This is a genomic window from Kitasatospora sp. NPDC056731 (genome assembly GCF_040687675.1).
GTDB lineage: Bacteria > Actinomycetota > Actinomycetes > Streptomycetales > Streptomycetaceae > Kitasatospora.
On the sequence record NZ_JBFBNR010000025.1, the window covers coordinates 95,015 to 118,666 of the forward strand.

At 74.6% G+C, this 23,652-nt stretch carries 23 protein-coding genes; 11 read left to right on the forward strand and 12 right to left on the reverse strand.

Features of this window, described 5'->3' with window-relative positions; genetic code table 11:
* Positions 1–10: 10 nt before the first annotated feature.
* From AB0R04_RS24820 to AB0R04_RS24850, 7 genes are all read right to left on the reverse strand, one after another.
* Positions 11–391, reverse strand: a complete 381-nt coding sequence (locus AB0R04_RS24820; protein ID WP_063350712.1) for a VOC family protein — start codon at positions 389–391, stop codon at positions 11–13.
* Positions 392–621: 230 nt separating this feature from the next.
* Complete coding sequence (locus tag AB0R04_RS24825) at positions 622–1,602, reverse strand: STM4011 family radical SAM protein (RefSeq protein WP_363374791.1); 981 nt, start codon at positions 1,600–1,602, stop codon at positions 622–624.
* Entirely contained in the window at positions 1,599–2,930 is a 1,332-nt protein-coding gene (locus AB0R04_RS24830; protein WP_363374794.1) for an STM4012 family radical SAM protein, read from the reverse strand. The genes AB0R04_RS24825 and AB0R04_RS24830 overlap by 4 nt, the downstream gene beginning before the upstream one ends.
* Entirely contained in the window at positions 2,927–3,823 is an 897-nt protein-coding gene (locus AB0R04_RS24835) for an STM4013/SEN3800 family hydrolase (RefSeq protein ID WP_363374835.1), read from the reverse strand. Before AB0R04_RS24835 ends, AB0R04_RS24830 begins: the two co-directional genes overlap by 4 nt.
* Before the next feature lie 47 nt (positions 3,824–3,870).
* A complete protein-coding gene (locus AB0R04_RS24840) occupies positions 3,871–5,010 on the reverse strand; it encodes an STM4014 family protein (protein ID WP_363374795.1) in 1,140 nt (379 codons plus the stop codon).
* A gap of 15 nt (positions 5,011–5,025) precedes the next feature.
* A complete protein-coding gene (locus AB0R04_RS24845; protein ID WP_363374797.1) occupies positions 5,026–5,967 on the reverse strand; it encodes an STM4015 family protein in 942 nt (313 codons plus the stop codon).
* A 77-nt stretch (positions 5,968–6,044) separates the two neighbouring features.
* Entirely contained in the window at positions 6,045–7,001 is a 957-nt protein-coding gene (locus tag AB0R04_RS24850) for an STM4015 family protein (RefSeq protein ID WP_363374800.1), read from the reverse strand.
* A gap of 201 nt (positions 7,002–7,202) precedes the next feature.
* Between AB0R04_RS24850 and AB0R04_RS24855 the strand changes: the two genes are divergently transcribed.
* Together AB0R04_RS24855 and AB0R04_RS24860 are read left to right on the forward strand one after the other, a co-directional pair.
* Positions 7,203–7,529 (forward strand): hypothetical protein, encoded by a 327-nt coding sequence (locus AB0R04_RS24855; RefSeq protein WP_063350717.1) that lies wholly within the window; start codon positions 7,203–7,205, stop codon positions 7,527–7,529.
* Positions 7,530–7,728: 199 nt separating this feature from the next.
* Entirely contained in the window at positions 7,729–8,847 is a 1,119-nt protein-coding gene (locus AB0R04_RS24860) for a DUF6745 domain-containing protein (RefSeq protein ID WP_363374802.1), read from the forward strand.
* A gap of 86 nt (positions 8,848–8,933) precedes the next feature.
* On the opposite strand, the gene AB0R04_RS24865 is transcribed toward AB0R04_RS24860, so the two are convergent.
* On the reverse strand, positions 8,934–9,386 hold the full coding sequence (locus tag AB0R04_RS24865; RefSeq protein WP_363374804.1) for a hypothetical protein: 453 nt from the start codon (positions 9,384–9,386) through the stop codon (positions 8,934–8,936).
* 53 nt (positions 9,387–9,439) lie between these two features.
* Positions 9,440–9,823: a hypothetical protein gene (locus tag AB0R04_RS24870; protein WP_363374807.1), complete on the reverse strand. Its 384-nt coding sequence runs from the start codon at positions 9,821–9,823 to the stop codon at positions 9,440–9,442.
* Positions 9,824–9,838: 15 nt separating this feature from the next.
* On the opposite strand from AB0R04_RS24870, the gene AB0R04_RS24875 reads away from it, so the two are divergent.
* Positions 9,839–10,675: a methyltransferase domain-containing protein gene (locus AB0R04_RS24875; RefSeq protein ID WP_363374810.1), complete on the forward strand. Its 837-nt coding sequence runs from the start codon at positions 9,839–9,841 to the stop codon at positions 10,673–10,675.
* A 97-nt stretch (positions 10,676–10,772) separates the two neighbouring features.
* On the opposite strand, the gene AB0R04_RS24880 is transcribed toward AB0R04_RS24875, so the two are convergent.
* The gene (locus AB0R04_RS24880) at positions 10,773–12,374 is read right to left on the reverse strand and encodes an ABC-F family ATP-binding cassette domain-containing protein (protein WP_363374812.1); all 1,602 of its coding nucleotides are present in this window, start codon (positions 12,372–12,374) and stop codon (positions 10,773–10,775) included.
* 256 nt (positions 12,375–12,630) lie between these two features.
* On the opposite strand from AB0R04_RS24880, the gene AB0R04_RS24885 reads away from it, so the two are divergent.
* Positions 12,631–13,530, forward strand: a complete 900-nt coding sequence (locus AB0R04_RS24885) for an alpha-L-glutamate ligase (protein ID WP_363374814.1) — start codon at positions 12,631–12,633, stop codon at positions 13,528–13,530.
* Between the two features lie 97 nt (positions 13,531–13,627).
* On the opposite strand, the gene AB0R04_RS24890 is transcribed toward AB0R04_RS24885, so the two are convergent.
* A complete protein-coding gene (locus tag AB0R04_RS24890; protein ID WP_363374817.1) occupies positions 13,628–14,965 on the reverse strand; it encodes an FAD-dependent monooxygenase in 1,338 nt (445 codons plus the stop codon).
* A 458-nt stretch (positions 14,966–15,423) separates the two neighbouring features.
* On the opposite strand from AB0R04_RS24890, the gene AB0R04_RS24895 reads away from it, so the two are divergent.
* The 3 genes from AB0R04_RS24895 (at position 15,424) to AB0R04_RS24905 (ending at position 19,897) form a co-directional block, all read left to right on the forward strand.
* A complete protein-coding gene (locus tag AB0R04_RS24895) occupies positions 15,424–16,593 on the forward strand; it encodes a magnesium and cobalt transport protein CorA (protein ID WP_363374820.1) in 1,170 nt (389 codons plus the stop codon).
* Between the two features lie 479 nt (positions 16,594–17,072).
* Positions 17,073–17,894, forward strand: a complete 822-nt coding sequence (locus tag AB0R04_RS24900) for an SDR family NAD(P)-dependent oxidoreductase (RefSeq protein ID WP_363374822.1) — start codon at positions 17,073–17,075, stop codon at positions 17,892–17,894.
* A gap of 425 nt (positions 17,895–18,319) precedes the next feature.
* Positions 18,320–19,897 (forward strand): hypothetical protein, encoded by a 1,578-nt coding sequence (locus AB0R04_RS24905; RefSeq protein ID WP_363374825.1) that lies wholly within the window; start codon positions 18,320–18,322, stop codon positions 19,895–19,897.
* A 143-nt stretch (positions 19,898–20,040) separates the two neighbouring features.
* Here AB0R04_RS24905 and AB0R04_RS24910 read toward each other — a convergent pair whose 3' ends face one another.
* Entirely contained in the window at positions 20,041–20,397 is a 357-nt protein-coding gene (locus AB0R04_RS24910) for a hypothetical protein (RefSeq protein WP_363374827.1), read from the reverse strand.
* A 94-nt stretch (positions 20,398–20,491) separates the two neighbouring features.
* On the opposite strand from AB0R04_RS24910, the gene AB0R04_RS24915 reads away from it, so the two are divergent.
* The 4 genes from AB0R04_RS24915 to AB0R04_RS24930 all read left to right on the forward strand — a co-directional run bounded on the left by AB0R04_RS24915 (position 20,492) and on the right by AB0R04_RS24930 (position 23,460).
* Entirely contained in the window at positions 20,492–21,088 is a 597-nt protein-coding gene (locus AB0R04_RS24915) for a helix-turn-helix transcriptional regulator (protein ID WP_063350727.1), read from the forward strand.
* 68 nt (positions 21,089–21,156) lie between these two features.
* Complete coding sequence (gene lepB / locus AB0R04_RS24920; RefSeq protein ID WP_363374829.1) at positions 21,157–22,170, forward strand: signal peptidase I; 1,014 nt, start codon at positions 21,157–21,159, stop codon at positions 22,168–22,170.
* A gap of 138 nt (positions 22,171–22,308) precedes the next feature.
* On the forward strand, positions 22,309–22,557 hold the full coding sequence (locus AB0R04_RS24925) for a hypothetical protein (RefSeq protein WP_363374831.1): 249 nt from the start codon (positions 22,309–22,311) through the stop codon (positions 22,555–22,557).
* 243 nt (positions 22,558–22,800) lie between these two features.
* A complete protein-coding gene (locus AB0R04_RS24930; RefSeq protein WP_063350729.1) occupies positions 22,801–23,460 on the forward strand; it encodes a zinc ribbon domain-containing protein in 660 nt (219 codons plus the stop codon).
* Positions 23,461–23,652 lie beyond the last annotated feature (192 nt).

Sequence of the window (23,652 nt, forward strand, 5' to 3'; positions counted from 1 at the left end):
GGGGATCGTGCTACTGGCTGACGGACTGGGCCAGGCAGAGGATGTTGCCCTCGCTGTCCTTGAACCAGGCGGCGCGCAGGTTGTCGCGTTCGGCGATGCCGTTGACGGTCTTCAGCCCGGGGAAGTCGTACTCCTCGAACGTGATGCCGCGCTCACGCAGGGCGGACATCGCGCCGTCGAGGTCGGCGACCTTGAAGCTGGCGAGGGTGTGGGCGGCCTGTCCGCCGCTGGGGGTGTGGTAGATCGTGAACTGGGTGCCGCCGCAGTCGCAGACCAGTTCCTCGTCGGTCTCCTCGGCGAGCTTGAGGCCGAGGGTGTCGGTGTAGAAACTCCTCGCGCGGGCGAGGTCGGCGGCGGGAATGACGGCCTGCAGTGGTGCGTCTCCAAGCATGGTGCTTCGCCTCCTCCTGCTTCCAGGCTAGGGACGTTGGCGGGCGGGTGCCTACGGGGGCGGTGGGCGGCGGCGGGGCGTGTGCGGGAGATTGCCGGGTGTTGCCGCGCTCGGAGAGGTGCGGTCGAGCGGGACGAGCGGGGCGCGGAGGGTCCGGCACGGTCGTTCGTGTGCTTTCACGGGTGGCGGCCCCGTCCGGCAATAGGGTTGCCGCGTCCCGCCGCCCGGTCTCACCCGCGCTGCGGCCAGCCGTGTGGCACCCGCTCCAGCACGCCGGCGCCGAACAGCTCGTACAGCGGCAGGGTCTCCAGGTGGACGTAGCCGATGTGGCAGTCGCAGACCGGCAACGGGCAGCCGCGCGCCCGCAGTTGGGTGCGGTAGGAGCCGTCGTACAGGTTGCCGAGAACGTCCCGGACGAAGTGGCAGCGGCGGACGGTGCCGTCGCCGTCCACGGAGAGCACGGACTCGCCGGTGCGGCAGGGGTGGTCGGCGCTGGGGTGGGCGTGCCGGCTGTAGCCGAAGTGCGGGTCGACGGCCGCCCAGTCTGCGGCCTCGGCGTCGGTATAGGTGCGGCCCTCGGCGGCGTTGACCCAGAGGTAGACGCCTGCGGCGAGCTCGGCGCGCAGTCGGCGGGCCTCGGCCAGGTGCTCGGGCTGGCCGACCACGCCGACGCTGTAGCGCACGCCCAGGGCGTCCAGCTCCCGGCACTTGGCGAGGAAGCGCTCCCGGGTGACCTGGCCGGGGTGGTACGTCACCCAGAGCGCGAGGGTGTCGGGATCGGCCTCGGCGAGCCAGTCGGTCCGGCAGCTGAGGTTGGTCTGGATCGCCACCCGGCGTACGTGCGGGAGCTGGCTCAGCTCGACCAGCGCCCGCCGGTACCAGGACCGCACCAGGCCCTCGCCCCAGGGCGTGAACAGCAGGGCGAGGGTGTCGCCGCTGCCCGCCCGGCCGGCCGCCCAGTCGGTGAACCGCTCCAAGGCCGCGCGGTCGGCGCGCAGTTGGTCGGGTGTGTCGCGGCGCTTGGCGAACGGGCAGTAGGGGCAGTCGTAGTCGCAGGAGGCGAGTGGGCCACGGTAGAGCAGGGTGAGGTCGCGCCCACGGTCGGTCGCGGCGGTCGCGGCGGTCGCGGCGGTCGCGCCGGTCGGTGCGCTCTCGGCGGTCGGTGTGCGCGGGGCGGGCGGGGTGGTGGACGGCAGGCCGAGGAAGGTCATTTCGCCTCGTACGCCGTCATCAGGGACCGGACCTCGGGCGAGAACAGCATCGGCCCGGCCGCGTCCGAGTGCGCGAGGCCCTCCGGGCTGAGCACCAGGCGGTCCTGGTCATCGGCGAGCCAGCCGCGCGCGGTGAACTCGGCCAGCTCCGTCGGGAAGTCGGCGGCCGGTGTGCTGCCGAAGCGGGCCCGGTAGTCGGCCAGCGGCATGCCCTCGGCCTGGAGCAGCGACTGCACCAGGTGCCGCCGGCGCGGCTCCCAGCCGCTCATCCGGTGCCCCACCTCGGCGTGGTGGAAGTCCTCGGTGGCGACGAAGCCGTCGATGATTCCGCGCACCTCGGTGGCGTTCACCGCGTAGTCGAAGGAGTAGTGCAGCCGCGAGGTGTAGGAGCGGGCGCCGCAGCCCAGGCCGACCATGCCGTCCGTCTGGCAGGCGTACTCGCTCGCCCCGGCCTGCGGGGAAGCGGCGCGGCGGAACATCCGCATCGACACCTGCTGGTAGCCGTGGGCCAGCAGGTGGTCGCGGCCGGTGCGGTAGAGCGCGAGCCGGCGGGTGTCCCAGGCGGACTGGCTCTCCTGCTCGCCGCGCCGGGCGAGGCCGGTGAGCGGGCGCACGTAGAGCGGGTAGAGGTACAGCTCCTCGGGCTGCCAGGCGAGCGCGGCGTCCAGCGAGTGCAGCCAACTGGCCTCGGACTGGCCGTCGATGCCGTAGATGAGGTCGATGTTGAGCACCGGGAACCCGGCGGCACGGATCCGGTCGAGGGCGGCCTCCACCTCGGCCCGCTTCTGCGGGCGCACGGCGGAGCGGGCCTCGGCGTCGACGAAGGACTGCACGCCCAGGCTCAGCCGGGTGGCGCCCCGGGCGGCCAGGACCTCCAGCCGGTCGGCGGTCGCGGTGGCGGGGGAGGCCTCCACCGAGAGCGGTATCGCCCGCAGGTCGGCGCCCATCCGCCGCTCGGCGATGTCGCACAGCCGCTCCAGCTCGCCGGCCGTCAGATAGGTGGGCGTGCCGCCGCCGAAGGCGGCCAGTGCGAAGCGCGCGCCCTCGTCCAGCGCGGCGCGGACGGCCACCGCCTGGCGCTCCAGGGCGTCCAGGTACGCGGTGGTCAGGCCCTCGGGGCTGCCGATCCTGGTGAACAGGTTGCAGAAGCCGCAGCGGACCTCGCAGAACGGGATGTGCAGGTAGAGCGAGAGCGCGTCCTGTGCCTCGCCGGCCCACAGCTCGCGCAGCCCCGGGCGCTCGGGCAGCGGGCGGTAGGCGGTCTTGTGCGGGTAGGCGTAGACGTAGGACTGGTAGGGCGAGTCGGGGCGCGGGGGTGTGGTGGTCATGCGCGCTCCTCGGTGGTGGCGGCGATGGCTGTGACGGTGGCGGGGACGGCAGCGGCGGCAGGGCTGGCTGCGGGGGCGGCATCGGGGACGGCCGCAGGGATGGTGAAGTGGGCGTACGGGACGGTCCAGACCACCTCGTGGCCGATCCGGTGACCGGTGTAGCCGTCCTCGCCGTACGCCGTGCCGTGGTCGGAGCAGACGATCGCGAAGCAGGGGCGGCGGGCGCTCATCGCCGCGAAGAGCCGGCCGATGTGGGCGTCCACGTACTCCAGGGCGGCGGCGTGGCTGGCCCGGGAGTCGCCGTGCTCACGGGTGGCGCCGGGCAGGTGGAACCAGTTGGGCTGGTGCAGTGCCGAGACGTTCAGGAACAGGAACAGCGGTTGCCCGGCGGGCTGTTCGGCGGCGACCCGCTCCGCCCGGGCGACCTGCTCCTCGAAGGACGTCGGGGACGGCACGCCCATCCCGGGCTCCCAGTGGCTCTCCTGGAACAGGCCGGGCAGCACCGAGCCGAGCGGGCCCTGCTTGTTGAAGAAGCCCACGCCGCCGATGCAGACCGTCCGGTACCCGGCGGCGGCGAGGGCGGTCGGCAGATCCGGTGCGTCGAACACCCAGGTGCGCGGGGCGGTGCTCTCGGAGCCGGCGAAGCGGGCCGCGAACAGGCGCGGGTGGGGGCCGTCGGGGGAGGCCGGGGTGGGCAGGAAACCGGCCAGGATCGCCTGGTGGGAGGCGTAGGTGAAACTGCCGGGGGCGTGCCGGCGCTCCCAGCGGCCGCCGGGGAGGAAGGCGGCGAGGTGCGGGATCCGGCCGGCGGCGGCCAGCTCCTCGGCGACGTCGAAGCGGAGCGTGTCGAGTGTGACGAGCAGCAGGTCGTGCGTGCCGACGACCGCGTTCATGTCGGGGGCCGGAGCGGGAGCCTGGGTGCGGGGGGAGGTCTGGTGGTTCATCGGGAGGGTTCCGTGATCTGGTGGTCCGTCGGGGTGGGGAGGGGCGTTCCGGTGGTGCGGCCGGTGGCCCCGGTGAGGGCGGCGAGCTGGGCGCCGTAGGTGTCGAGGCCCTCGGCGGGGCCGCCGGGCAGGCCGGTGAGGTTGGGGAGCAGGTCGCCGAAGGCGTTGACCTCGCCGACCAGGGCGCGCCGCCAGCCGGCCGTGGGCAGAACGTCGACCCCGACCATCAACGAGCCGGGGAAGCAGGCCGCCGCGCGCTCGGCCGTCTCCAGCAGGGCCGGCCATGCGGGCCCGGCGGCCTCCCGGGCCAGGTCGAGGCTGCCCCGGGCGCCGCCGAGGTGCAGGTTGGTCATCGGCTGCGCGCTCGTGCGCACCACCGCGTGGGTGGCCCGGCCGGCGACCACCACCACGCGCAGGTCCGCCGAGCGGCCGGACTGCGCGGCTTTCGGGATCCACTGCTCGACGTGCAGCCCGTCCGGTGCCAGCCGGTCGATGATCTCGGCCACCTCCCGCTCGCTGCGGTAGTGGCGGACCCGCAGCGAGTTGTGCAGCAGCCCGTCGGCCAGCTCGACCGACGTGGTGGCCAGGACCTGCCCGCGCGGCCCGAACTGCAGGGCCGTCACCCCGGAGGCGGAGGAGCCGTGCGCGGGCTTGACGAAGACCCGGCGCAGGCCGGCCGCGGCCAGCCGCCCGCGCAACTGCTCCCAGCCGGTGACCTCGCCGCCCAGCGCCCGGGGTACCGGCACCCCGGCGGCGGCGAGGAGCGCGTGCGCCCGCCGCTTGTCGAACATCACGGCGATCTCCTCCGGATCGCCCAGCAGCCGTACGCCGGGGCGCCCGGCCAGCTCGCGCAGCGCGGCCGTCACCCCCGCGTACCAGGCGGCCGTGCCCTCGACCCGGGTCGGCGCGTAGGACGGGCCGAGCGCCGGGCCGCGCAGCAGTTCGTCGACCAGGGCCTCCTCACCGGGCGACTCGATCCGCAGCAGGCCGTCCTCGGGCAGCCGGTAGTCGCCGCGCAGCACGTCCAGCCAGGGCAGGACGGCGGGCTCGGGCAGCCCGGCGGCCCGGGCGGCGGCGGCGAACAGCGTCACCCGTCGGTGCCCGGGATTGCCGAGGACGGTCAGCTGCGGTGTCATCGTGCCGTCACCCGCCTACTCGGCGACCGCGACGTAGCGGTCCCCGTCGTCCTCGTCCTCGTCGGGGTCCTCGGCCTCGGAGAGGTCGAGCGCGACCCCGGGCAGGGCCTCGGTGAGGCGCTGCTGCAGCTCCTCGCTGAGGTAGTGGTGGTGCAGGTCGAGGGCGCGCAGGTGGGTGAGGGGCTGGCCCTCCAGCAGGGCGGCGGCGCCCTCGTCGGAGAGCACGCCCATGGACAGGTCGAGCGACTCCAGCCGGGCCACCACGGGCGCGTGCGCGACGGCCGAGGCGATCTCGTCCTGGAACTCACTGTTGGCCAGCCCGAGGTGGCGCAGGCTCGGGAGGCGGGCGCCGTCCAGGAAGGGCCCGAGGTCGTCGATCGTGGCATCACCGCCGTACTCGTCCACGCCGAGCCAGAGCGTCAGGCGCTTCAGCGCCGGCAGCTCGGAACCCGCCACCGCCCGCACCACCTGGGCCGGCAGGCCGCCGGCCTCGAAGCGCAGCGCGGTCAGCCGGTCGTGCCGCACCGGCTGGAGGCTCAGGTCCGTGCCGCCGCGGACGGTCAGCTCGGTCAGCCCGGGGAAGGCCGTCAGCAGCGGGGTGACGTCGCCCATCTCCATCCAGGAGATCTCGCACTCGTCGTAGGTCACGTCCCCGAGGAAGAGCGCCTCCAGGGCGGGCAGGCGCTCCGCGTCCGCGGCGATGGCGGCGACGGTGGCAGCCACGGGGACGTAGCCGCCGTGCCACCAGGGGCCGATCACCAGGGCGCGGATTCCGCCAGGGTCGACGGTGTCGAGGAAGGTCTGCCAGAGCTGCGCGAAGTCGTGCTTCGCGTCGTAGTCCAGGGCGAGCCGCCAGGCGACCGAGCCGGCGGCGGGCGGCGTGCGGGTGCCGTCGTCGGGGGTGAAGTCGCGGATCGGCAGGTCGTGGAAGCGGTCGGGGTGGAGGGAGACGGTCATGTCGGCTCCAGACGGATGGGCGTGGTGGGCTGGTCGGTGTGGTGGTGCGGCGGCGTCGGGCGCGCGGTCGGTGACGGTTACTCGGCCACGGCGACGTAGCGCCACCGGTCGTCGGGCTTTCCGGCCTCGGAGAGGTCGATCTCGACGCCCGGCAGGGCCTCGGTGAGGCGCTGCTGCACCTCCCCGGTGAGGAAGTGGTGGTGCAGGTCGAGGGCGCGCAGGTGGGTGAGGGGCTGGCCCTCCAGCAGGGCGGTGGCGCCCTGGTCGGTCAGTACGCCCATGGCGAGGCTGAGCGACTCCAACCGGGCCACCACGGGCGCGTGCGCCACGGCGGCCGCGATGTCGTCCTCGAACTCGCTGTTCTGCAGGCCCAGATGGCGCACCGCGGGGAAGCGTGTGCCGTCCAGGAAGGGGGCGAGGTCGTCCAGCGTGGCGTCGCCGCCGTAGTTGTCGACGCCGAGCCAGAGTTCGAGCCGCTCCAGGGCGGGGAAGTCGCAGCCGGCCACCGCCCGCACCACCGGGGCCGGCAGGCCGCCGGCCTCGAAGCGCAGCGCTCGCAGCGCCTCGTGGCGCACGGGTGTCAGCTCCAGGTTGCTGCCGCCGCGCACCACCAGCTCGGTCAGTTCGGGGTAGGTCGTCAGCAGCGGGGTGACATCGCACATCTCCAACCAGGAGATCTCGCTCTCCTCGTAGGTGACGTCGCCGACGAAGAGCCCCCGCAGCGCGGGCAGCCGGTCCGCCGCCTCGACGATCGCGGCCAGGGCGGCGTCGAGTTGCTCCGGCTCGTCGGAGAACCACGGGCCGATCACCACGGCCGTCACGCGCTCGGTGTCGACCCTGTCGAGGAACTGCCGCCAGCGCTCGGTGAAGGCCTCCTCGGACTCGTAGTGCAGGCCGATCCGCCAGGCTGCCGACGCCGGCTCCGGCAGGGTCACGGCTGCCGCGTCGCCGGCGTCGGCGGCCTCGTCCAGGGCCTGGACGAAGTCGAAGACCGGGAGACCGTGGAACTGCTCGATGTGGTGGTTGACGGTCATGCGCTGCTCCTCAGGGGTCGGGGCCGAACACGTGTCTACCAGCCGGGTCCGACAATCCGGTGGCCGGGTGGCCGGCCGGGCGCGTTGTCAGACCCTTGCTCTACGTTCTGGTCGTGGCTCCGGAACGTGATCGCGAACAGCGCGGTGGAGCCCGGGATTCCGGCAGTCGCCGGGGTCCGGCCGTACGGCGAGGGAGGACTGATGTACCGCCAGGGCGATGTATTGATCGTGCCGGTCGAGGAGGGTGCCGTGCCGCCCCGGGTGGCCGCGCTGGCCGTCCAGCCCCGGGACGGCCGGGGCCGGATGGTGCTGGCCCTCGGGGAGGTCACCGGCCACGCGCACGCCGTGGTCGGTCCCGGGGAACTGCGCCGGGAGGCCGGTCCGTTCGGCGCGGGCTGGCTGCACCTGCCCGAGGGCGGCCGGGTGGTGCACGAGGAGCATGCGGCGATACCGCTGCCGAAGAGCTGGTACCGGGTGGTGCGCCAGCGCGAGTACACCCCGGGCGCAGTGCGGGTGGTCGCGGACTGACGCAGGGCCCGACGAACGGGCCGACGGCTGACGGACTGGCCGACGGGCGGGTGGCCGGGTGCCGGGCGATGGCAGGCAGCCGGTGGACGGGTGGGCGGGCGTGGCGTGCCACGCGGAACGTGCAGCGTGGAACGCGCAGTGCCGAACGGAACGGAAGCAGGCGGCCGGGCGGGGAGCCCGGCCGGGAACGGAGCAGACGATGGAGACGACGATCCCTGACCGCCCGGCGGGCGCGGTGACGGCCGGGCCCGCCGAGGTGACGGCCCGCTGGCGGGCCGCTGCGGCGGCCACCGGCCCGGCCGACCGGTCGGCGGCCGAGCACGCGGTCCGGGCCGCCTACCGGGCGGCCGGGCTGCCCGAGCCCACGGCCGTCCACTGGTTCGGCTCGCCGTTCGCCGCCGCCGAGGCGGCGCTGCAGCTGCGGGCCGCCGGCGCGGTGAGCGTACGCGAGGCCGTGCGCACCGGGCCCTGGGAACAGGCCCGGCGGCGGGCCGTCGAGGAGGTCGGTGCGGCCGGGTGGGCGGCGCACTGGGCACTCACCGGCGGCGAGCTCGGCCCGGTCACCACCCCGCTCGCCGACCGCATCCGCACGGCGGTCCTCGACCGGCTCGCCCCCGAGGCCGACCGCGAGGAGGCCTCGGACGACGCGGCCGCCGCCGCCCGCGCCCGGCGCACCACCGTCCGGCTCGCCCTGCTCGACGCCGTGCGCGGCCAGCACGACGCTCCCTGGTTCGCCGCCTTCGAGGCCGCCCCCGGCGCGGCCGGGGGCAGCGCCGAGGCCGTCGCGCCGCTCGCCGGGGTGGCCCGCGAGGCCGGCTGGTGGTGGCCGTACCAGGACGTCGCGCTGGTCAGCGAGCGCCCCGTCGCGCTGCACCGTGACGAGGCCGGGCGGCTCGACCGGGCGGACGGCCCCGCCCTGGAGTACGCCGACGGCTTCGCCCTGCACGCCTGGCGCGGCATGCCCGTGCCCGCCGAGTTCCTGGCCGGGCTGGCCGACGTCACCGTCGAGCGGATCCGCACCGAGGAGAACGCCGAACTGCGCCGTGTCCTGCTGGAGCACTACGGCTACGAGCGCTACCTGGCCGACTCCGGTGCCGAGCCCATCCACCGCGACGAGACCGGGGTGCTCTGGCGGATCACCCTGCCCGACGACGAACCGGTGGTCATGGTCGAGGTCGTCAACTCGACCGCCGAGCCCGACGGCACCTTCCGCACCTACTGGCTGCGCGTCCCGCCGAGCACCCGCACCGCCCGCGCCGGGGTCGCCTGGACCTTCGGCATACCCGAGTCCGAGTACCACCCGCAGCGCGAGACCTGACCGGCCCGGACTCCCGGCGCAGGCCGCTGAGCTGCGAATCGCGGCCAGCCGATCTCGGGGGTGCCCTCGGCGGGGTGCGGGACAGGTCAGCGTGAGGTCGGTCCGACGTTGCGGACCCAGACGGGGAAGGGGGTCATGGCGTTGGGCGCGGTCTGGTCCGACGGGTTGGTCCCGGCTGGCCGTCGGTCGCTCAGGAAGCCCTCGACGACCGGAACGAGGTCGTCGGAGGGCAGGTAGGTGCCGCCGAACGGCAGTTCGTCGACGGCCACCGATCCGGTGGAGCAGCGGAGTTGATCGACCTGCACGTCGTGCCACACGTAGAAGGTCGCCACCCCGGCGAAGCCCAGCGCGTGGATACGGTGCCGGATGGCCTGAGCGGTTCGTTCGAAGGCGGCGACCACCTCGGTCACGGACAAGGACTGCTTGTCCTCATCCTCCGCACTCAGGTACCAGGTGTTGGTCCGCCACTCGACCCGCCGGTCGCTCGGCTCCAGCACCAGTGGTTCGTCCGCTATTTCGGCGATCCATGTCAATAGCACCCCGGAATTGTCCCGGCCGGTGTGGATCGTGCAGTCGTCGGGGTCGGCCAGGGTCAGGGGGCGCGGGCGATGAGCAGGGGTTGGAAGAAGCCCATTCGGGCGGGCAGTTGCCAGTGGGAGGTGGTGAAGCCGGCCTCGGAGGCGAGGGCGGTGAGCTGGGACTGGGTGAGGGCCCAGTAGGTGGAGCGACGGATGTCGGTCTGCCAGTGGCCGGTGGCATCGGGGGTGAGGTGGAAGAGCTCCAGGTCGTAGCGCTCGCCGTCCTCGTGCCAGTGCCAGAGCTGGAAGATGACGGACCGCAGGCCGTCGCGGCCGGCGGTTCGGGACCGGTGAACGGGCTGATCGTGGCAGGCGGTCCGCGCGTGGTCCGGGGAACCGGGCTGCGGTGCGAGGGGATGACCCGGAGGGTGAAACGGCTCGCCGGGTGGGCGGGCCACCGGGATGATGCCGGTATGCGCACCTTCGAAGAGCTGATCGCCGAGGCCGAGGCGGTGTCCGTGGACGGCTGGGACTTCTCCTGGCTCGCCGGCCGCGCCACCGAGGAACGGCCGTCCTGGGGCTACCAGCGGCTGCTGGCCGAGCGGCTGGGCCGGGCCTCGGCAGCCTTGGACATTCAGACCGGCGGCGGCGAGGTGCTGGCCGGCGCGGCCCGGCTCGCCGCTGCGAAGCCCGTCGCAGGACAGCCCACCACAGGACAGCCCGCCCCCGGGACGTCCGCCCCCGCGCAGCGCGGAGCGCTTCCGGCCACCATGGCGGCCACCGAGTCCTGGCCGCCGAACGTCGCGCGCGCCACCGGCCTGTTGCACCCGCTGGGCGTGGTGGTGGTCGCGGACCCGGACGAGCCGCCGCTGCCGTTCGGCGACGGGGCCTTCGACCTGGTCACCAGCCGTCATCCGGTGAAGGCCTGGTGGTCGGAGATCGCCCGGGTGCTGCGGCCCGGCGGCGCCTACTGCGCCCAGCACGTGGGGCCGGCGTCCGGGTTCGAACTGGTCGAGTACTTCCTCGGCCCGCAGCCCGAGGCACGCCGGGCGCGCCGCCCGGAGGACGAGAGCGCCGCCGCGCGGGACGCCGGGCTGGAGGTGGTGGACCTGCGCTCCGAGCGGCTCCGGATGGAGTTCCTCGACATCGGCGCGGTGGTGTACTTCCTGCGGAAGGTGATCTGGATGGTCCCGGGCTTCACCGTGGCGGCCTACCGGGACCGGCTGCGTGAACTGGACGCCCTGATCCGGACGGAGGGGCCGTTCGTCGCCCACTCCGCGCGCTTCCTGATCGAGGCGCGCAAGCCGTAGGACGGCTCGGGCCCGGCCGCGCCCCGCCGGGGAGGGTGGCGGGGCGCGGCCGGGCTGGCGGGTGGCGCTGTCACGCGGCGGCGTCAGGCGGCGCCGCTCACGCCAGGGCGACCAGCTCCAGGTAGGAGTCGTGCCACAGGTCCTCGCCGCCGTCCGGGAGGAGCAGGACGCGGTCGGGCCGCAGGGCCTCGATGGCACCCGGGTCGTGGGTGACCATCACGATCGCGCCCGGGTAGGTGCCGACCGCCGCCAGCACCTCCGCCCGGGAGGCCGGGTCGAGGTTGTTGGTGGGCTCGTCGAGCAGCAGGACGTTGGCGCCGGAGTGGACCAGGCCGGCCAGCGCCAGCCGGGTCTTCTCACCGCCCGAGAGGACCCCGGCCGACTTGTCGGCGTCGTCTCCGCGGAACAGGAACGCGCCGAGGACGTGCCGCAGTTCGCCGTCGCTCAGGTGCGGCGCGGCCTGGGCGAGGTTGTCGCGGACGCTGCGCGCCGGGTCGAGGGTGTCGTGCTCCTGCGCGAAGTAGCCGAGCCGCAGGCCCGGGCCGGGCACCACCCGGCCGGTGTCGGGGTTCTCGTGGCCGGCCAGGATGCGCAGCAGGGTGGTCTTGCCGGCGCCGTTCAGGCCGAGCACGACCAGCCGGCTGCCTCGGTCGACGGCCAGGTCGAGGCCGGTGAGCACCGGGCGACCGGCGTAGGCCTTGGCGAGGCTGATCGCGCCGAGCGGCATCCGGCCGCAGGGGGCGGGTTCGGGCAGCCGGATCCGGGCCGTCCGTTCGGCCTGCCGGGCGGGTTCGAGCTCGGCGAGCATCCGGTCGGCGCGGCGGGCCATGCTGCGGGCGCTGGTGGCGGTGGCGACGTTGGCCCGCATCCGGTCGGCCTGGGCGTGCAGGGTGGCGGCCTTGCGTTCGGCGTTGGCCCGTTCCCGGGTGCGGCGGCGTTCGTCGGCGGCGCGCTGGTCGAGGTAGGCCCGCCAGCCGGTGTTGTGGACGTCGATCGCGGCGCGCTGCGGGTCGAGGTGGAAGACCCGGTTGACGGTGTCGGCGAGCAGGCCGAGGTCGTGGCTGATCAGGACCAGCCCGCCCTGGTGGGCCGCGAGGAAGCCGCGCAGCCAGGCGACGGAGTCGGCGTCGAGGTGGTTGGTGGGTTCGTCGAGCAGCAGGGTGCCGTGGTCGGCGAAGAGGATCCGGGCCAGCTCGACCCGGCGGCGCTGGCCGCCGGAGAGGGTGCCGACCGGGGTGTCCATGACCCGGGCGGGCAGTCCGAGGCCGGCCGCGACCCGGGCGGCCTCGGCCTCGGCCGCGTAGCCGCCCCGGGACTGGAACTCGGCCTCGGCGCGGGTGTAGGCGTCCATCGCCCGGCGCTGGTCGTGTGGTCCGTCGGCCTGCGCCATCGCCTCTTCGGCGGCGCGCAGCGCGTGGACGGCGGTGGCCAGGCCGCGGGCGGACAGGATGCGGTCGGTGACGGTGGCGGACGGGTCGGCGGCGCGGGAGTCCTGCGGGAGGTAGCCGACGGGGCCGGTGCGGGTGACCGTCCCGGCGGCGGGCGGCAGTTGTCCGGCGAGGGTGGCGAGCAGGGTGGTCTTGCCGGCGCCGTTGCGGCCGACCAGGCCGATCCGGTCGCCGGGGGCGATGTGGACGGTGATGTCGGACAGCAGGAGGCGGGCGCCGACGCGCAGGTCGACACCACGGGTGGTGATCATGGGATAACGCTCCGAAACAGCGAACGGACACACGGGTGGTGTGGAGGCGGGTCCGTCGGCTAGGAAATTCGGGGCGTGGACATGCGGCCCAGGGTAGCGGGGCGGGGGGAGCGTCCGCATCCGAATTGCCGGCGGGAGCGCACCGCGTCCGCGCGGGTTTCGGCCAGTGGGGCGGGTGTTGGCTCGTGGGGCCCCCTTGCCGGGGCGCGGGCCCCGCGCTTCCATGACCCGCATGGGTCGACGTGAGCTCGTTCTCTTGACTGATCACAGTTCGACCGAAGGAAGCCGGGACGTCCTCGCCGCCGCGGCCCGGGCCCTCACCGGCCGGGCGCCCGTGCTGCTCGACGCCCGGCACTTCATGACCGGCGGGGGCGGCCGGATCCGCCCCGACGATGGGGGCGGGCTGCGCCTGGAGGCGGACGGCCGCAGCGTGGCGGCCGACGCCGTCGTGGTCTACGAGATCCCGCCGCACCGGCGGCGCGACTTCGAGCCCTTCCAACGGCTGCTGGGCGCGCACGGCGCACGCTCGCTCGGCACCGATGTGCAGGCCTGGCGGGCGGCCACCGAGAAGGACCTCACGGTGGCCCGCTTCACCCGCGACGGCGTCGCGCACATGCCGACCGTCTCGCTGTCCCGGCCGAGCCCGCGGGCCGCCGCCGAGGCCTTCGACCGGCTCGGCGGCGACGTCTGGGCCCGGCCCTGCGTCGGGATGGGTGGCGACGACGTCTTCCACGTCACCACCCACGCCCAACTCGCCTCCGCCGCACGGCACTACGAGCACGGCGGGGCTGACTGGCTGATCGCCCGGGATGCCCGCAACTTCACCCCGGACGGCCGCCGCCACCAGTACCGGGTGGTGGTGCTCGACGGCCGGGTGGTCCGGGTGGTCGAACACGTGCAGGCGGATCCGGACGCCCCCTGCAACGAGAGCCGCGGCGCCGTCTCCGCCCCGCTCGCCGCCGCCGAACTGCCCCGGGGCCTCGCGGACCTGGCGATCCGCGCGGTCGCCTGCCTCGGCCTGCCGCTGGCCGGTGTCGACCTCGCCGCCGAGAGCGGCGGTGTGGTCTTCGAGGTCAACGTCCACCCGGCGTTCGGCCGCGGCGCCCTGGAGCAGGTCGCCGTGCCGTACGTGGCCGCGCACCTGGAGCCCGTCTGACGGTTCCGGCCGGGCGCGCGGCGTCCGGGCGCGCCCCGGGTCGGCAGGCGCCGAGCAGGCCGGCTCTCTCCGCACCCGATGGCGCGCCCCCGGCCGGTCAGCTCCGCAGGATGGCGGCGAGGAGCGACGGGCGGAACAGCAGCGTCGGCGGGGCGACCAGTGACATCACCTCGTGGAAGGCGGCGGTGACCGCCGGGTTGTGGGCGGCGCCGGCCAGCACCTTGTCGAGGAAGCGGTGCTGGAGCGCGAGCAGGGCGCCGGAGGGTCCGCCGGTGGTGGCGGCGAAGCGGACGTCCTCGGTGCAGGACATCACCCACGGGTTCTTGGAGACGGCCGCGATCGCGCGCCGGGCGTCCCGGGCCGTGGCGTGGCCGATGCCGCCGTGGCGCAGGGCGGTGCGGCGCAGCTCCCGGGCGCAGAACAGGGCGACGGTGACGCCCTGCCCGTACACCGGGTTGAAGGTGCTGGCGGCGTCGCCGACCACCACCAGGCCGTCCGGGGCGCTGCGTTCGTAGTGCCGCCGGATGCCGGGGCCGGGGACGAAGCCGCGCACCTCGCCGGCCGGCTCGGCCTGCTGGAGCGCCTCGCGGATGCTCGGGTCGCGCAGTCGGGCCAGTTGCTTGGTGAACCCGGCTTCGCCGGGCTCGGGTTCGGCGCCGCGCATGCCGGCGACGCTGACGATCCAGCGGTCGCCCTCGACCGGCAGCAGCACACCCAGGTGGGGCGCGTCCGGGGCCTTGGTCTGCACGTAGATCGCCTTGTAGCCGATGTCGACGCCGGCCGGGCGGTGGAACAGCCGGGAGGAGTACGCGACGCCCGCGTCCACCCGCTCCTCGGGCACCGGCGGGTGGCCCAGCTCCGCCAGCCAGTCCGGCACCGAGGTCGTGCGGCCGGCCGCGTCCACCACCAACTCGGCAGGTATCTCCCGGACTTCGCCGCGTTCGGGCCCGCGGTCGCGGACCTTGACGCCGGTCACCGTGCGGGCCGACCCGAGCAGGCCGACCACGTCGGCGCCTTCCAGGAACTCGATCGTGGGCTCGGCGCGGACCCGGTCCAGCACCGCCTTGTCCAGCACCGGCCGGGTGCAGGAGAGGAAGGCGAGCTGTGCCGGGTACTGCGCCATCCACCCCGCCGAGCTGAGCCACTTCAGATCGCCCGAGACGGCGACCTTCATCGCGCCCGCCTCCGTGAGCTCTTTCTTGATGCCGGGCATCATCTCCTCCAGCGCCCGGTGCCCGGCCTCCAGCACCAGGTGCGCGTGCCGGCCCTGCGGCACCCCGGCCCGGAACGTGGGCTCCGCCGGGTAGCGGTCCCGCTCCACCACCACGATCCGTTCGGCGAACCCGCGCAGGGCCCAGGCCGCCACCGTGCCGGCCAGCCCGCCGCCGATCACCACCGCCGTGCCCCGCCCGGGGGCCGTTTCCGAAGAAGTCATGACACGTAGCGTAGTCGGGCGGTGGCGGCCCCGTAGTTGCATCGGCGGGACGAACGGGCAGGACACGGGCGGCCGTTGGTGCCCGAACGCGCCGGGCGCACGACCGGTCCGGAACACTGTCGCGCGGCGCCCCCGGGGGCGGGCGGTGGGAGGCACCCGGGAGCGGGTACTACACTCGGCGGGAGTTGTGCAGGCCCCCCTTCCGGTGCGCGGGCGCGCGGAGCCGAGGAGGTGAGAGCCGTGGAGTGCAGTAGTCCGGGTCGAAGTCGGCCCCGCCCCCGGTTGTCCCGCACCATTCGCGGCACCCGGCGTTCCTCCTCCCGTACGGCTCCCGCGCGGCGCTGACCTCGTCCTCGACGGGGTGCCGCCGGTCGCGCCGTGCGCGTGGTGGCCGGCCGGGCGCCTCCGGCCCGCCGTCCCCGGACGGCGACCGGGCACCCACCGTGGAGGTACCCGCCATGTCCGACTGGCGTGTGCGCGCCGTGCGCGCGAGCAAGCGTCCGTTCTCCCGCCCCGCCGGGGGCTCCGGACCCGTCGACGCGCAGCCGGCGCCGGAGCACTCGATGGATCCGCGGCCCGACCAGCCCGTCGAGCCGGTCACCCTGGAGCGTTCCGTGGTGGACGCGGCGGTCTACCGGGACGGGCGGCGGATCGACACACCGGCGAACCTCGCCGACATCTACCGCGAACTGCCCGACCGGCCCGGCGCGATGGCCTGGATCGGCCTGTACCGCCCCGCCGAGGCGCAGCTGCTGGAGGCGGCGGACCGGTTCAACCTGCACGAACTGGCCGTCGAGGACGCCATCGTCGCCCACCAGCGGCCGAAGCTGGAGCGCTACGGCGACACGCTGTTCGTGGTGCTGCGCGCCGCGCGCTACCTGGACGAGGCGGAGGAGGTCGACTTCGGCGAGATCCACCTCTTCGTGGGCCCCGACTTCGTGCTCACCGTCCGCCACTCGCAGGCACCGGACCTGTCCGCGGTGCGCCGCCGCCTGGAGACGGACCCGGACCTGCTCGCGCTCGGCCCGGAGGCGGTGCTGTACGCGGTGCTGGACGCCGTGGTGGACGGCTACGCGCCGGTGATCGCCGGGCTCCAGCACGACATCGACGAGATCGAGACGGAGGTGTTCGGCGGCGACCCGCAGGTCTCCCGGCGCATCTACGAGCTGTCCCGCGAGGTGATCGAGCTCCAGCGGGCCACCCGGCCGCTGCTGGAGATCATGAAGAGCCTGGAGGCGGGCTTCGGCAAGTACGGCACCGACGACGAGCTGCAGCGCTACCTGCGCGACGTCGCCGACCACGCCACCTACGCCGCCGAGCGGGTGGACGGCTTCCGGCAGATGCTGCAGAACATCCTGACCGTGAACGCGACGCTGGTCTCGCAGCGGCAGAACGAGGAGATGAAGCAGCTCGCCGAGGCCGGGCACGTGCAGAACGACGAGATCAAGAAGATCTCCTCCTGGGCGGCGATCCTCTTCGCGCCGACGCTGATCGGCACCGTGTACGGGATGAACTTCGAGATCATGCCGGAGCTCAAGTGGGCGTTCGGCTACCCGTTCGCGGTCGGGCTGATGGCGCTGGTCTGCACCGGGTTGTACGTGGTCTTCAAGCGCCGCAACTGGCTCTGACGGCAGGGCGGGGCGCGGCGGGGCGCGGCGCGGTCCGGCTCGGGCGCGGTGCTCGCGACCGGCTCCGCCGTGCCGCCGCAAGCCGGCGCGGCCCCGCGAAGGCAGTGTTGATCGGCTGCCGCAACCGGCGCCGACCGCACGGCTGTTCGCCCGGCGTCAGGGATTCGTCAGGGCGGCGGCGCGGCGCTTGCCCCGGTCCGCGCCCGCCGGTTGGATGAGGAGCATGAACCGCCCGGCACGCCACCACGACCGCCCGCCGCATCCGCGGCCGCCGGTCCGCGTCGCCGCGGCCGCCATCGCCGTGCGCTGATCCGCGCCTCCCCGCCGGAGGGCACGGCACGTGCCGCGCCCCGCCTCGCCCCGTCGCCCGATCGGCGCGGGGTGCGGGCGGGCGCGCGAGTTCCGCATCTCATCAGGTCTTTTGAGCCCGCACCCCGGCCCGGACAGGGCTGGCGGTGCCCCGCACCCTGGGAACGGTCATGTCCGAATCCGCCCTGTCCGCTCGTACCGCCCTCGTCACCGGCGCCTCCTCCGGCATCGGCTGGGAGACCGCCCGGCTGCTCGCCGGGCTGGGTGCCACCGTGCTGGTGCACGCCCGGACCACCCCGGAGGCCGAGGCGGCCGTCGCCCGGCTGGTCGACGCCGGCGCCCGCCGGGACCAACTCGTCGAGCTGGCCGCCGACTTCACCCGCCTCTCGGAGGTCGCGGTGCTGGCCGGCACGGTCGTCAAGCACTACCCGGCGCTGGACCTGCTGGTCAACAACGCCGCCGCGCTGGCGCCCGAGCGCTGCACGCTGACCGACGACGGCAACGAGGTCTCGCTGCAGGTCAACTTCCTGGCCGCGCACCTGCTGGCCAGGCTGCTGCGGGCGCCGCTCTCGGCGTCCGGCGACGCCCGGATCGTCAACGTCTCGTCCTCGCTGCACCGGACGGCGTCGATGAACTGGTCGGACCCGCACCGGGTGAAGAGGTACTCACGGGTGGCCGCGTACGCGCAGTCACAGCTCGCGCTCACCATGGCGACCGCCGACATGGCCCCGGCCGGCTCCGGCATCACCGCCGTCAGCCTCAACCCGGGCCTGTGCGACACGGCGCTGCTGCCGCTGTACGGGCGGGCCGGCGCGCCGGCGGCGGAGGGCGCGGCGGCCGTCGTCCGGCTCTGCCTGCCGGACGTCGCGGTCGCCAACGGCGCTTACTACGACGGCGGTTCGGTGGCGCCGGTGGCGCAGGCCGCCCAGGAGGAGCGCTCGCTGAAGCGCCTGGTCAAGCTGGCGGACCAGTTGGTCGGCCAGGCCGCTTGAAGCCCTTCCCCGGAATCGGAGAGCACAGGATGTCCAAGCGCGCCCGCAAGAAGAGGGCTCGGCGGAAGAGCACGGCGAACCGCGGCCGCCGGGCCGGGCAGGGCTGACCCGCCCACCACCGCAGGCCACCACCGCCCACCACCACCCATCACCACTCACCACTCACCACTCACCACCGCCGAGAACCGCCGCGAACCGCTGAGGACCGCCGAGGACCGCCGCGAACTGGCGGGCACCGCCGGGCGCCGGGGACGGTCGCTAAGGATGCGTCAAGAACGGCGCCCGGCGGCGTCAAGGAGCCGTCAGGGGGCGGCTTCCCGCAGGTGGCGCGGCACTAGCGTCGCCCGGCGGAGAGAAACGGTTCTGCTCCGGTTTCAGCAGGAAACCCCGGCGGACCGTGCAACGGGGGAGAGGAACGTGCGGCCATGACCACCTCGGCAGCGGGCACGACGGCCACCACGGGGGAGACGGCCCCGGGGACGGAACCCGATCCGGCGGGGGAACCGGCCCCGGCCCCGGCCCCGGCCCCGGCCCCAGCCCCGGCCGCCCCGACCCCCCGCCCGAGCCCCCTGGCCCGGCTCCAGCACGGCGCGCGGACGGTCGGCGGCCGCGCCTACTGGACCACCCCGCGCCTGGTCCGCGGCCTCACCGCGCTCAGCCTGGCCGCCCTGATCGGCCTCGGCGCGGCCGCCACCACCGTCCTCGGCGGGGCCCGCGACGGCACCGACACCATCGGCCACCGGGCCGCCCCGCAGGCCACCCGCGCCGCCGACCTCTACTTCGCGCTCAGCGACATGGACGCCCAGGCCGCCAACCTGCTGCTGGTCGGCGCCGACCCCGACTACACGACGCTGCGCAAGCAGACCCTCGACACCTACGAGCAGCGCCGCGCGCAGGCCGACGGCGACCTCCAACAGGCCGCCCAGGCCGCGGCCGCCGACCCGGCCGGCCAGCGCGCCGTCCAGCAGGTGCTCGGTCGACTCGGCAGCTACGAGGCCCTGGTGGCCCGCGCCCAGCTGCTGGAGGAGCAGGCCAAGGCCCCGGCCGGCCAGCCCTCGCCCGCCGCCCTGGACGCCTACCGCCAGGCCACCGACCTGCTGCGCCAGCAACTGCTGCCCGCCGCCGACCAGGTCACCGCCGCCAACGAGGCCACCGTCGAGCAGGTCTACACCGAGCGCCGCGACGCCCTCGGCAGCGGCTGGTGGTGGCTGCTCGCGGTCGGCCTGCTCGCGCTCGCCGCGCTGCTCGGGCTCCAGCGCGTCCTGGTGGTGCGCTACCACCGCGTCGTCAACCCGGCGCTGGCCGCAGTCACGCTGCTCACCGCCGTCGTGCTGGCGATCGGCCTGCACCTGGTCAGCCGCGCCGACGACCACCTGGTGACCGCCAAGAGCAACGCCTACGACTCGGTGATCGCGCTCAGCCGCGCCCGTGCCGTCGCCTTCGACCTGAACGCCGACGAGAGCCGCTACCTCACCGATCCGTCCCGCGCGGCCGCCTACGAGCAGAGCTTCCTCGACAAGACCCAGGCGATCGCCCGCCTGGACGGCGCCACCCTCGCCGACTACAACGCCCAGCTGGCGGCCGCCGCGGCCCGGCACCGCGCCGACCACACGGCCGTCCCCTTCGGCGGCTACCTCGGCACCGAACTGCACAACATCACCTTCCCCGGCGAGCAGGACGCCGCCGAGCGGGTGCTCGCCGCCTTCCAGCAGTACCAGCAGGACGACCGGAAGATCCGCGCGCTGCGCGACGAGGGCCGGCTGAAGGAGGCGGTGACGCTCAACACCGGCCTCTCCCCGGGGCAGTCCAACTACGACTTCGACCAGCTGAGCACGGCCATCGGGGACACCATCGCGGTCAACGCCAAGGCGATGGACTCGGCGGTCGCCGCGACCGACGGCGACCTCGACGCCAGCACGGCGGCCCTGGCCGCGGGGGCGCTGGCGGCGGCGCTCGCGCTCACCGCGCTGGGCGTCCGACCGCGCCTGCGCGAGTACCGGTAGCCCCCGGCGCCGACCCGCGGTGGGGCCCGGTGGCGGTACGCGTCGCCACCGGGCTCCGCCGCCGGCAGCCGGTTACGCCGCGGACGGGCGTCGGCGAAGCCTCCGGCGGGCTCCGGTGCGCCCAGGCTCCGGCGCCCCCGGCCTCAGCCGGCGGCGAGCCGGTCGTACTCGGTGTCCGGGTCCAGCTGGCGCCGGTACTCGGCGTGCAGCCGGACGTCGCCGTCCGGGCCGGCCAGGCGGGCGAGCGGGCCCCGGGCGCTCGGGAGCGGCCGGGCGCACGGCCACTGCTGGGCGAGTACGGCGAGCGGCGCGCCGTCGCCGGTGCGCAGGATCCAGCTGGCGCGGCCGCCGCCGATCAGGGGCAGGTACGGCCGGGGGAGTCCGAGGGCGGCGAGCGCCTCCGGCAGGTCGAGGCCGTCGGGGAGGGTGAGCGCCGCGGGGTGCGGGGCGTCGGCGTCGTCGCCGGCCGCGACGCTGTCCCGGGTGAGGTGGATGCGCATGGCCGGACAGCATAGGCGCGCGGACGAGCCCGCGCGCCCGTGCACCGGTGTGCCGGTTTGACAAACGCCCTTGCCGTCCCGGCGAATGGCAGGCATGGCCGACGAAGACTTCGAGAACGTCCTCACCACGGTGGGCCCCCGGCTGCGCGCCCTGCGACGCGAGCGCGGCACCACCCTCGCCAAACTGGCCGCCGCCACCGGGATCTCGCTCAGCACGCTGTCCCGGTTGGAGTCCGGGCAGCGCAAGCCGACCCTGGAACTGCTGCTGCCGCTGGCCCGGGAGTACCGGGTGCCGCTGGACGAACTGGTCGGCGCCCCGGCCACCGGAGACCCCCGGGTCCATCCCCGCCCGGTGACCAGGAACGGCCAGACCATCATCCCGCTCACCCGCCACCTCGGCGGTCTGCACGCCTTCAAGCAGATCATGCCGCCCGGCCGGGGCACCGAGCCCGAGCTGGAGCTGAAGGTGCACGAGGGCCACGAGTGGCTGTACGTGCTGTCCGGCCGGCTGCGGCTGGTGCTCGGTTCGCACGACCTGGTGCTGACGGCCGGTGAGGCTGCCGAGTTCGACACCCGGACCCCGCACGCCTTCGGCAACGCCGGACCGCAGCCGGTGGAGTTCCTCAGTCTGTTCGGTCCTCAGGGCGAGCGGATCCATGTCAGGGCGCGCCCGGGAACCTCCGTTCGGTAGGTTCGTTCCCTGACAGCGGGGGTTTTCCGTTCCGGTCTCCCGCCAGGCCGTCGGGAGGGGCCGAGAAGATGAGTGTCCAGCAGAGTACGGAGTCCGGCGAGAGCGGTGGAACCGGGGAGCGCGGCGCGGTGGGTGCGCCCGAAGTCCCGGGCGCGGCGGGGGCCTTCGAGGCATCCGGCGGCGGCGCCGGCCGGGCCGGCGGTGGTTCCGGCGGCGACGGGAGCGGCGGCAGCGGTCCGACCGGTGGGGCCGACGGCGCCGGCGGCGCGGAGCCGGACGCCAAGAGCGGGCGGAAGAAGCGCCCGTTCTGGCAGGAGCTTCCGATTCTGCTGGTGATCGCCCTGCTGCTCTCGCTCGGCATCAAGACCTTCTTCGTCCAGGCCTTCTCGATCCCCTCGGGTTCGATGGAGCAGACCCTGGCGATCGGCGACCGGGTGCTGGTCGACAAGTTGACGCCCTGGTTCGGCGCCGAGCCCGAGCGCGGCGAGGTGGTGGTCTTCCGTGATCCGGGCGGCTGGCTGGAGAGCGCGCCGACGCACGCGGACGGCTCGGTGATGAGCTCGGTCCAGAAGGTGCTGAGCACCGTCGGCCTGATGCCCTCGGCGGACGAGAAGGACCTGATCAAGCGGGTGATCGCGGTCGGCGGGGACACCGTCGAGTGCAAGGCGGGCAGCCCGTTGAAGGTGAACGGCGTCGCGCTGGACGAGCCGTACCTGTTCCCCGGTTCGGCGCCCTGCGACCAGGACCCGGTGGGCACCGTCACCGTCCCCAAGGGCAAGCTCTGGGTGATGGGCGACCACCGCAACAACTCGCGGGACTCGCGCCCGCACCACAACGAGACCGGTGACGGCTTCGTGCCGGTGGGGAACGTGATCGGCCGGGCCTTCGTCGTCGCGTGGCCGCTCACGGACTGGTCCACCCTGCCCGTCCCGGACACCTTCGGCAAGGTGCCGGCGGGCGCGGGCGCGGGCGCGGCCGCGCCGGTGGAGGCGCCGTCGGCGCCGGACGCGCTCGGGCTGGCCGCCGTCGTGCCGTTCGCCCTGTGGCGCCGCCGCCGTGGCGCGCGCCGGGGTCGCCGCTGAGCCGGGTGAGGGCTTCGGCGGAACTCCTCCCGTGATTCTCTACACGCCTGTAGAGTTTCCGGGGTGAGCTGCACGCCTGGTCGCGTGGCCGCCCGACCGGGGAGGCCGCGCGTCGGGGCCGGGTCGGGAGGCGGAACCGTGGTGGAGAGTCGGCGCAGTCCTGTGGCCGTCGGGGATCCGGCGGACCCGGACGTCCAGTGGGTGTACCAGCCGGTCGAGGTGGACCTCGGCGGCGGCACCTGGGCGTCCGGGCGGATCAGCGGCTGGTGGCAGGACTCCGCCGGGCAGCGGTGGTGTCGGTTGCGGGTGAGTCGCAGTGGGCGGCCGGCCGGCTGGGAGCGGTTCGACCCGGCGCGGGTCCTGCTGCTGCCGGTCGCCGGGCTCTGAGGAGGCGTCGGCCGGTTCCGATCGGACCGGTTCCGATCGGAACCGGTACCGGCATGATCGGAACCGGTCCGGTGGGTCCGGACGTCCCTCGGTGCGGCGATCACGAGGCGTTGTCCATAAGAGATTCACAAAATATGACGGCATGTGCGATTCTGTGCAGCGCCCCCGTGACCCGCCCCATCCGTGTCGGCACCTTGGGGGGCCCGGGGCCGCCGACATGCCACTTCATCGACCGGGGACGACGTGAGTTCCGAGATCTACTTCAGCAGCAACTACCGCGACCTGTGCGAGCAGCACGGCACCGGCGCGGGCTTCCAGTTCGAGTTCTCCTGCTACCGCTGCTCCGACACCTGGCGCTCGTCGTTCGAGGCGTTCACCACCGGCCAGGTGGCGGGCTGGATCGGCAAGGGCGTCAGCGCCGCCTGGAACCTCATCGGCGGCAACGCCAACACCATCAGCAACGCCGCCGACGGCCTGGCCGGCCACACCTGGGGCAACGCGCGCGACGCCGCCTTCCAGCGCGCGATCACCAACGCCCAGGTGCACTTCAACCGCTGCGCCCGCTGCACCCACTACGTCTGCGGCCGCTGCTTCGACCCGGGCCAGGGCCTGTGCCACACCTGCGCCCCGGACACCGCGGCCGAGGCGATGGCGGCGCAGCGGCGCGGCCTCAACGACATGGTGTCCGACCGCTCCTACCAGCAGGGCCAGCAGTCCGGCGCCGAGTTCGACGTGCGGACGCCGCGCCAGCTCGTCTGCCCGCAGTGCTCGGCGGAGACGCACGGCACGCCGTTCTGCCCGGGCTGCGGCCACCGGCTCGCCCAGCCGACCCAGTGCGGCCAGTGCCACCAGGACATCCCGGAGGGCGCGGCGTTCTGCCCGGGCTGCGGCACCAGGCGCTGACCCCGCAGGCCCCGCGCACACTGCGCACCCCGCGCACACTGCGCACCCCGCGCACCCCACGCACACTGCGCACCCCACGCACCTCACGACGGCGGGGCGCCTGCGGATCAGGATCCGCAGGCGGCTCTGCGGCCATCTCCGGGCTCTCCTGCACCTGCTCGCCCAGCAGCTCACGCGTGCGGCGGGTCTTCC

Excerpts from the sequence above, each read along its gene's own strand:
- AB0R04_RS24900 (WP_363374822.1), top strand. The coding sequence starts at position 17,073 with ATGTCCGAATCCGCCCTGTCCGCTCGTACCGCCCTCGTCACCGGCGCC.
- AB0R04_RS24855 (WP_063350717.1), top strand. The coding sequence starts at position 7,203 with ATGTACCGCCAGGGCGATGTATTGATCGTGCCGGTCGAGGAGGGTGCC.
- AB0R04_RS24820 (WP_063350712.1), bottom strand. The coding sequence starts at position 391 with ATGCTTGGAGACGCACCACTGCAGGCCGTCATTCCCGCCGCCGACCTC.
- AB0R04_RS24890 (WP_363374817.1), bottom strand. The coding sequence starts at position 14,965 with ATGACTTCTTCGGAAACGGCCCCCGGGCGGGGCACGGCGGTGGTGATC.
- AB0R04_RS24830 (WP_363374794.1), bottom strand. The coding sequence starts at position 2,930 with ATGACCACCACACCCCCGCGCCCCGACTCGCCCTACCAGTCCTACGTC.
- lepB (WP_363374829.1), top strand. The coding sequence starts at position 21,157 with ATGAGTGTCCAGCAGAGTACGGAGTCCGGCGAGAGCGGTGGAACCGGG.
- AB0R04_RS24850 (WP_363374800.1), bottom strand. The coding sequence starts at position 7,001 with ATGACCGTCAACCACCACATCGAGCAGTTCCACGGTCTCCCGGTCTTC.
- AB0R04_RS24835 (WP_363374835.1), bottom strand. The coding sequence starts at position 3,823 with ATGAACGCGGTCGTCGGCACGCACGACCTGCTGCTCGTCACACTCGAC.
- AB0R04_RS24875 (WP_363374810.1), top strand. The coding sequence starts at position 9,839 with ATGCGCACCTTCGAAGAGCTGATCGCCGAGGCCGAGGCGGTGTCCGTG.
- AB0R04_RS24915 (WP_063350727.1), top strand. The coding sequence starts at position 20,492 with ATGGCCGACGAAGACTTCGAGAACGTCCTCACCACGGTGGGCCCCCGG.
- AB0R04_RS24910 (WP_363374827.1), bottom strand. The coding sequence starts at position 20,397 with ATGCGCATCCACCTCACCCGGGACAGCGTCGCGGCCGGCGACGACGCC.
- AB0R04_RS24905 (WP_363374825.1), top strand. The coding sequence starts at position 18,320 with ATGACCACCTCGGCAGCGGGCACGACGGCCACCACGGGGGAGACGGCC.
- AB0R04_RS24840 (WP_363374795.1), bottom strand. The coding sequence starts at position 5,010 with ATGACACCGCAGCTGACCGTCCTCGGCAATCCCGGGCACCGACGGGTG.
- AB0R04_RS24895 (WP_363374820.1), top strand. The coding sequence starts at position 15,424 with ATGTCCGACTGGCGTGTGCGCGCCGTGCGCGCGAGCAAGCGTCCGTTC.
- AB0R04_RS24845 (WP_363374797.1), bottom strand. The coding sequence starts at position 5,967 with ATGACCGTCTCCCTCCACCCCGACCGCTTCCACGACCTGCCGATCCGC.
- AB0R04_RS24880 (WP_363374812.1), bottom strand. The coding sequence starts at position 12,374 with ATGATCACCACCCGTGGTGTCGACCTGCGCGTCGGCGCCCGCCTCCTG.
- AB0R04_RS24825 (WP_363374791.1), bottom strand. The coding sequence starts at position 1,602 with ATGACCTTCCTCGGCCTGCCGTCCACCACCCCGCCCGCCCCGCGCACA.
- AB0R04_RS24860 (WP_363374802.1), top strand. The coding sequence starts at position 7,729 with ATGGAGACGACGATCCCTGACCGCCCGGCGGGCGCGGTGACGGCCGGG.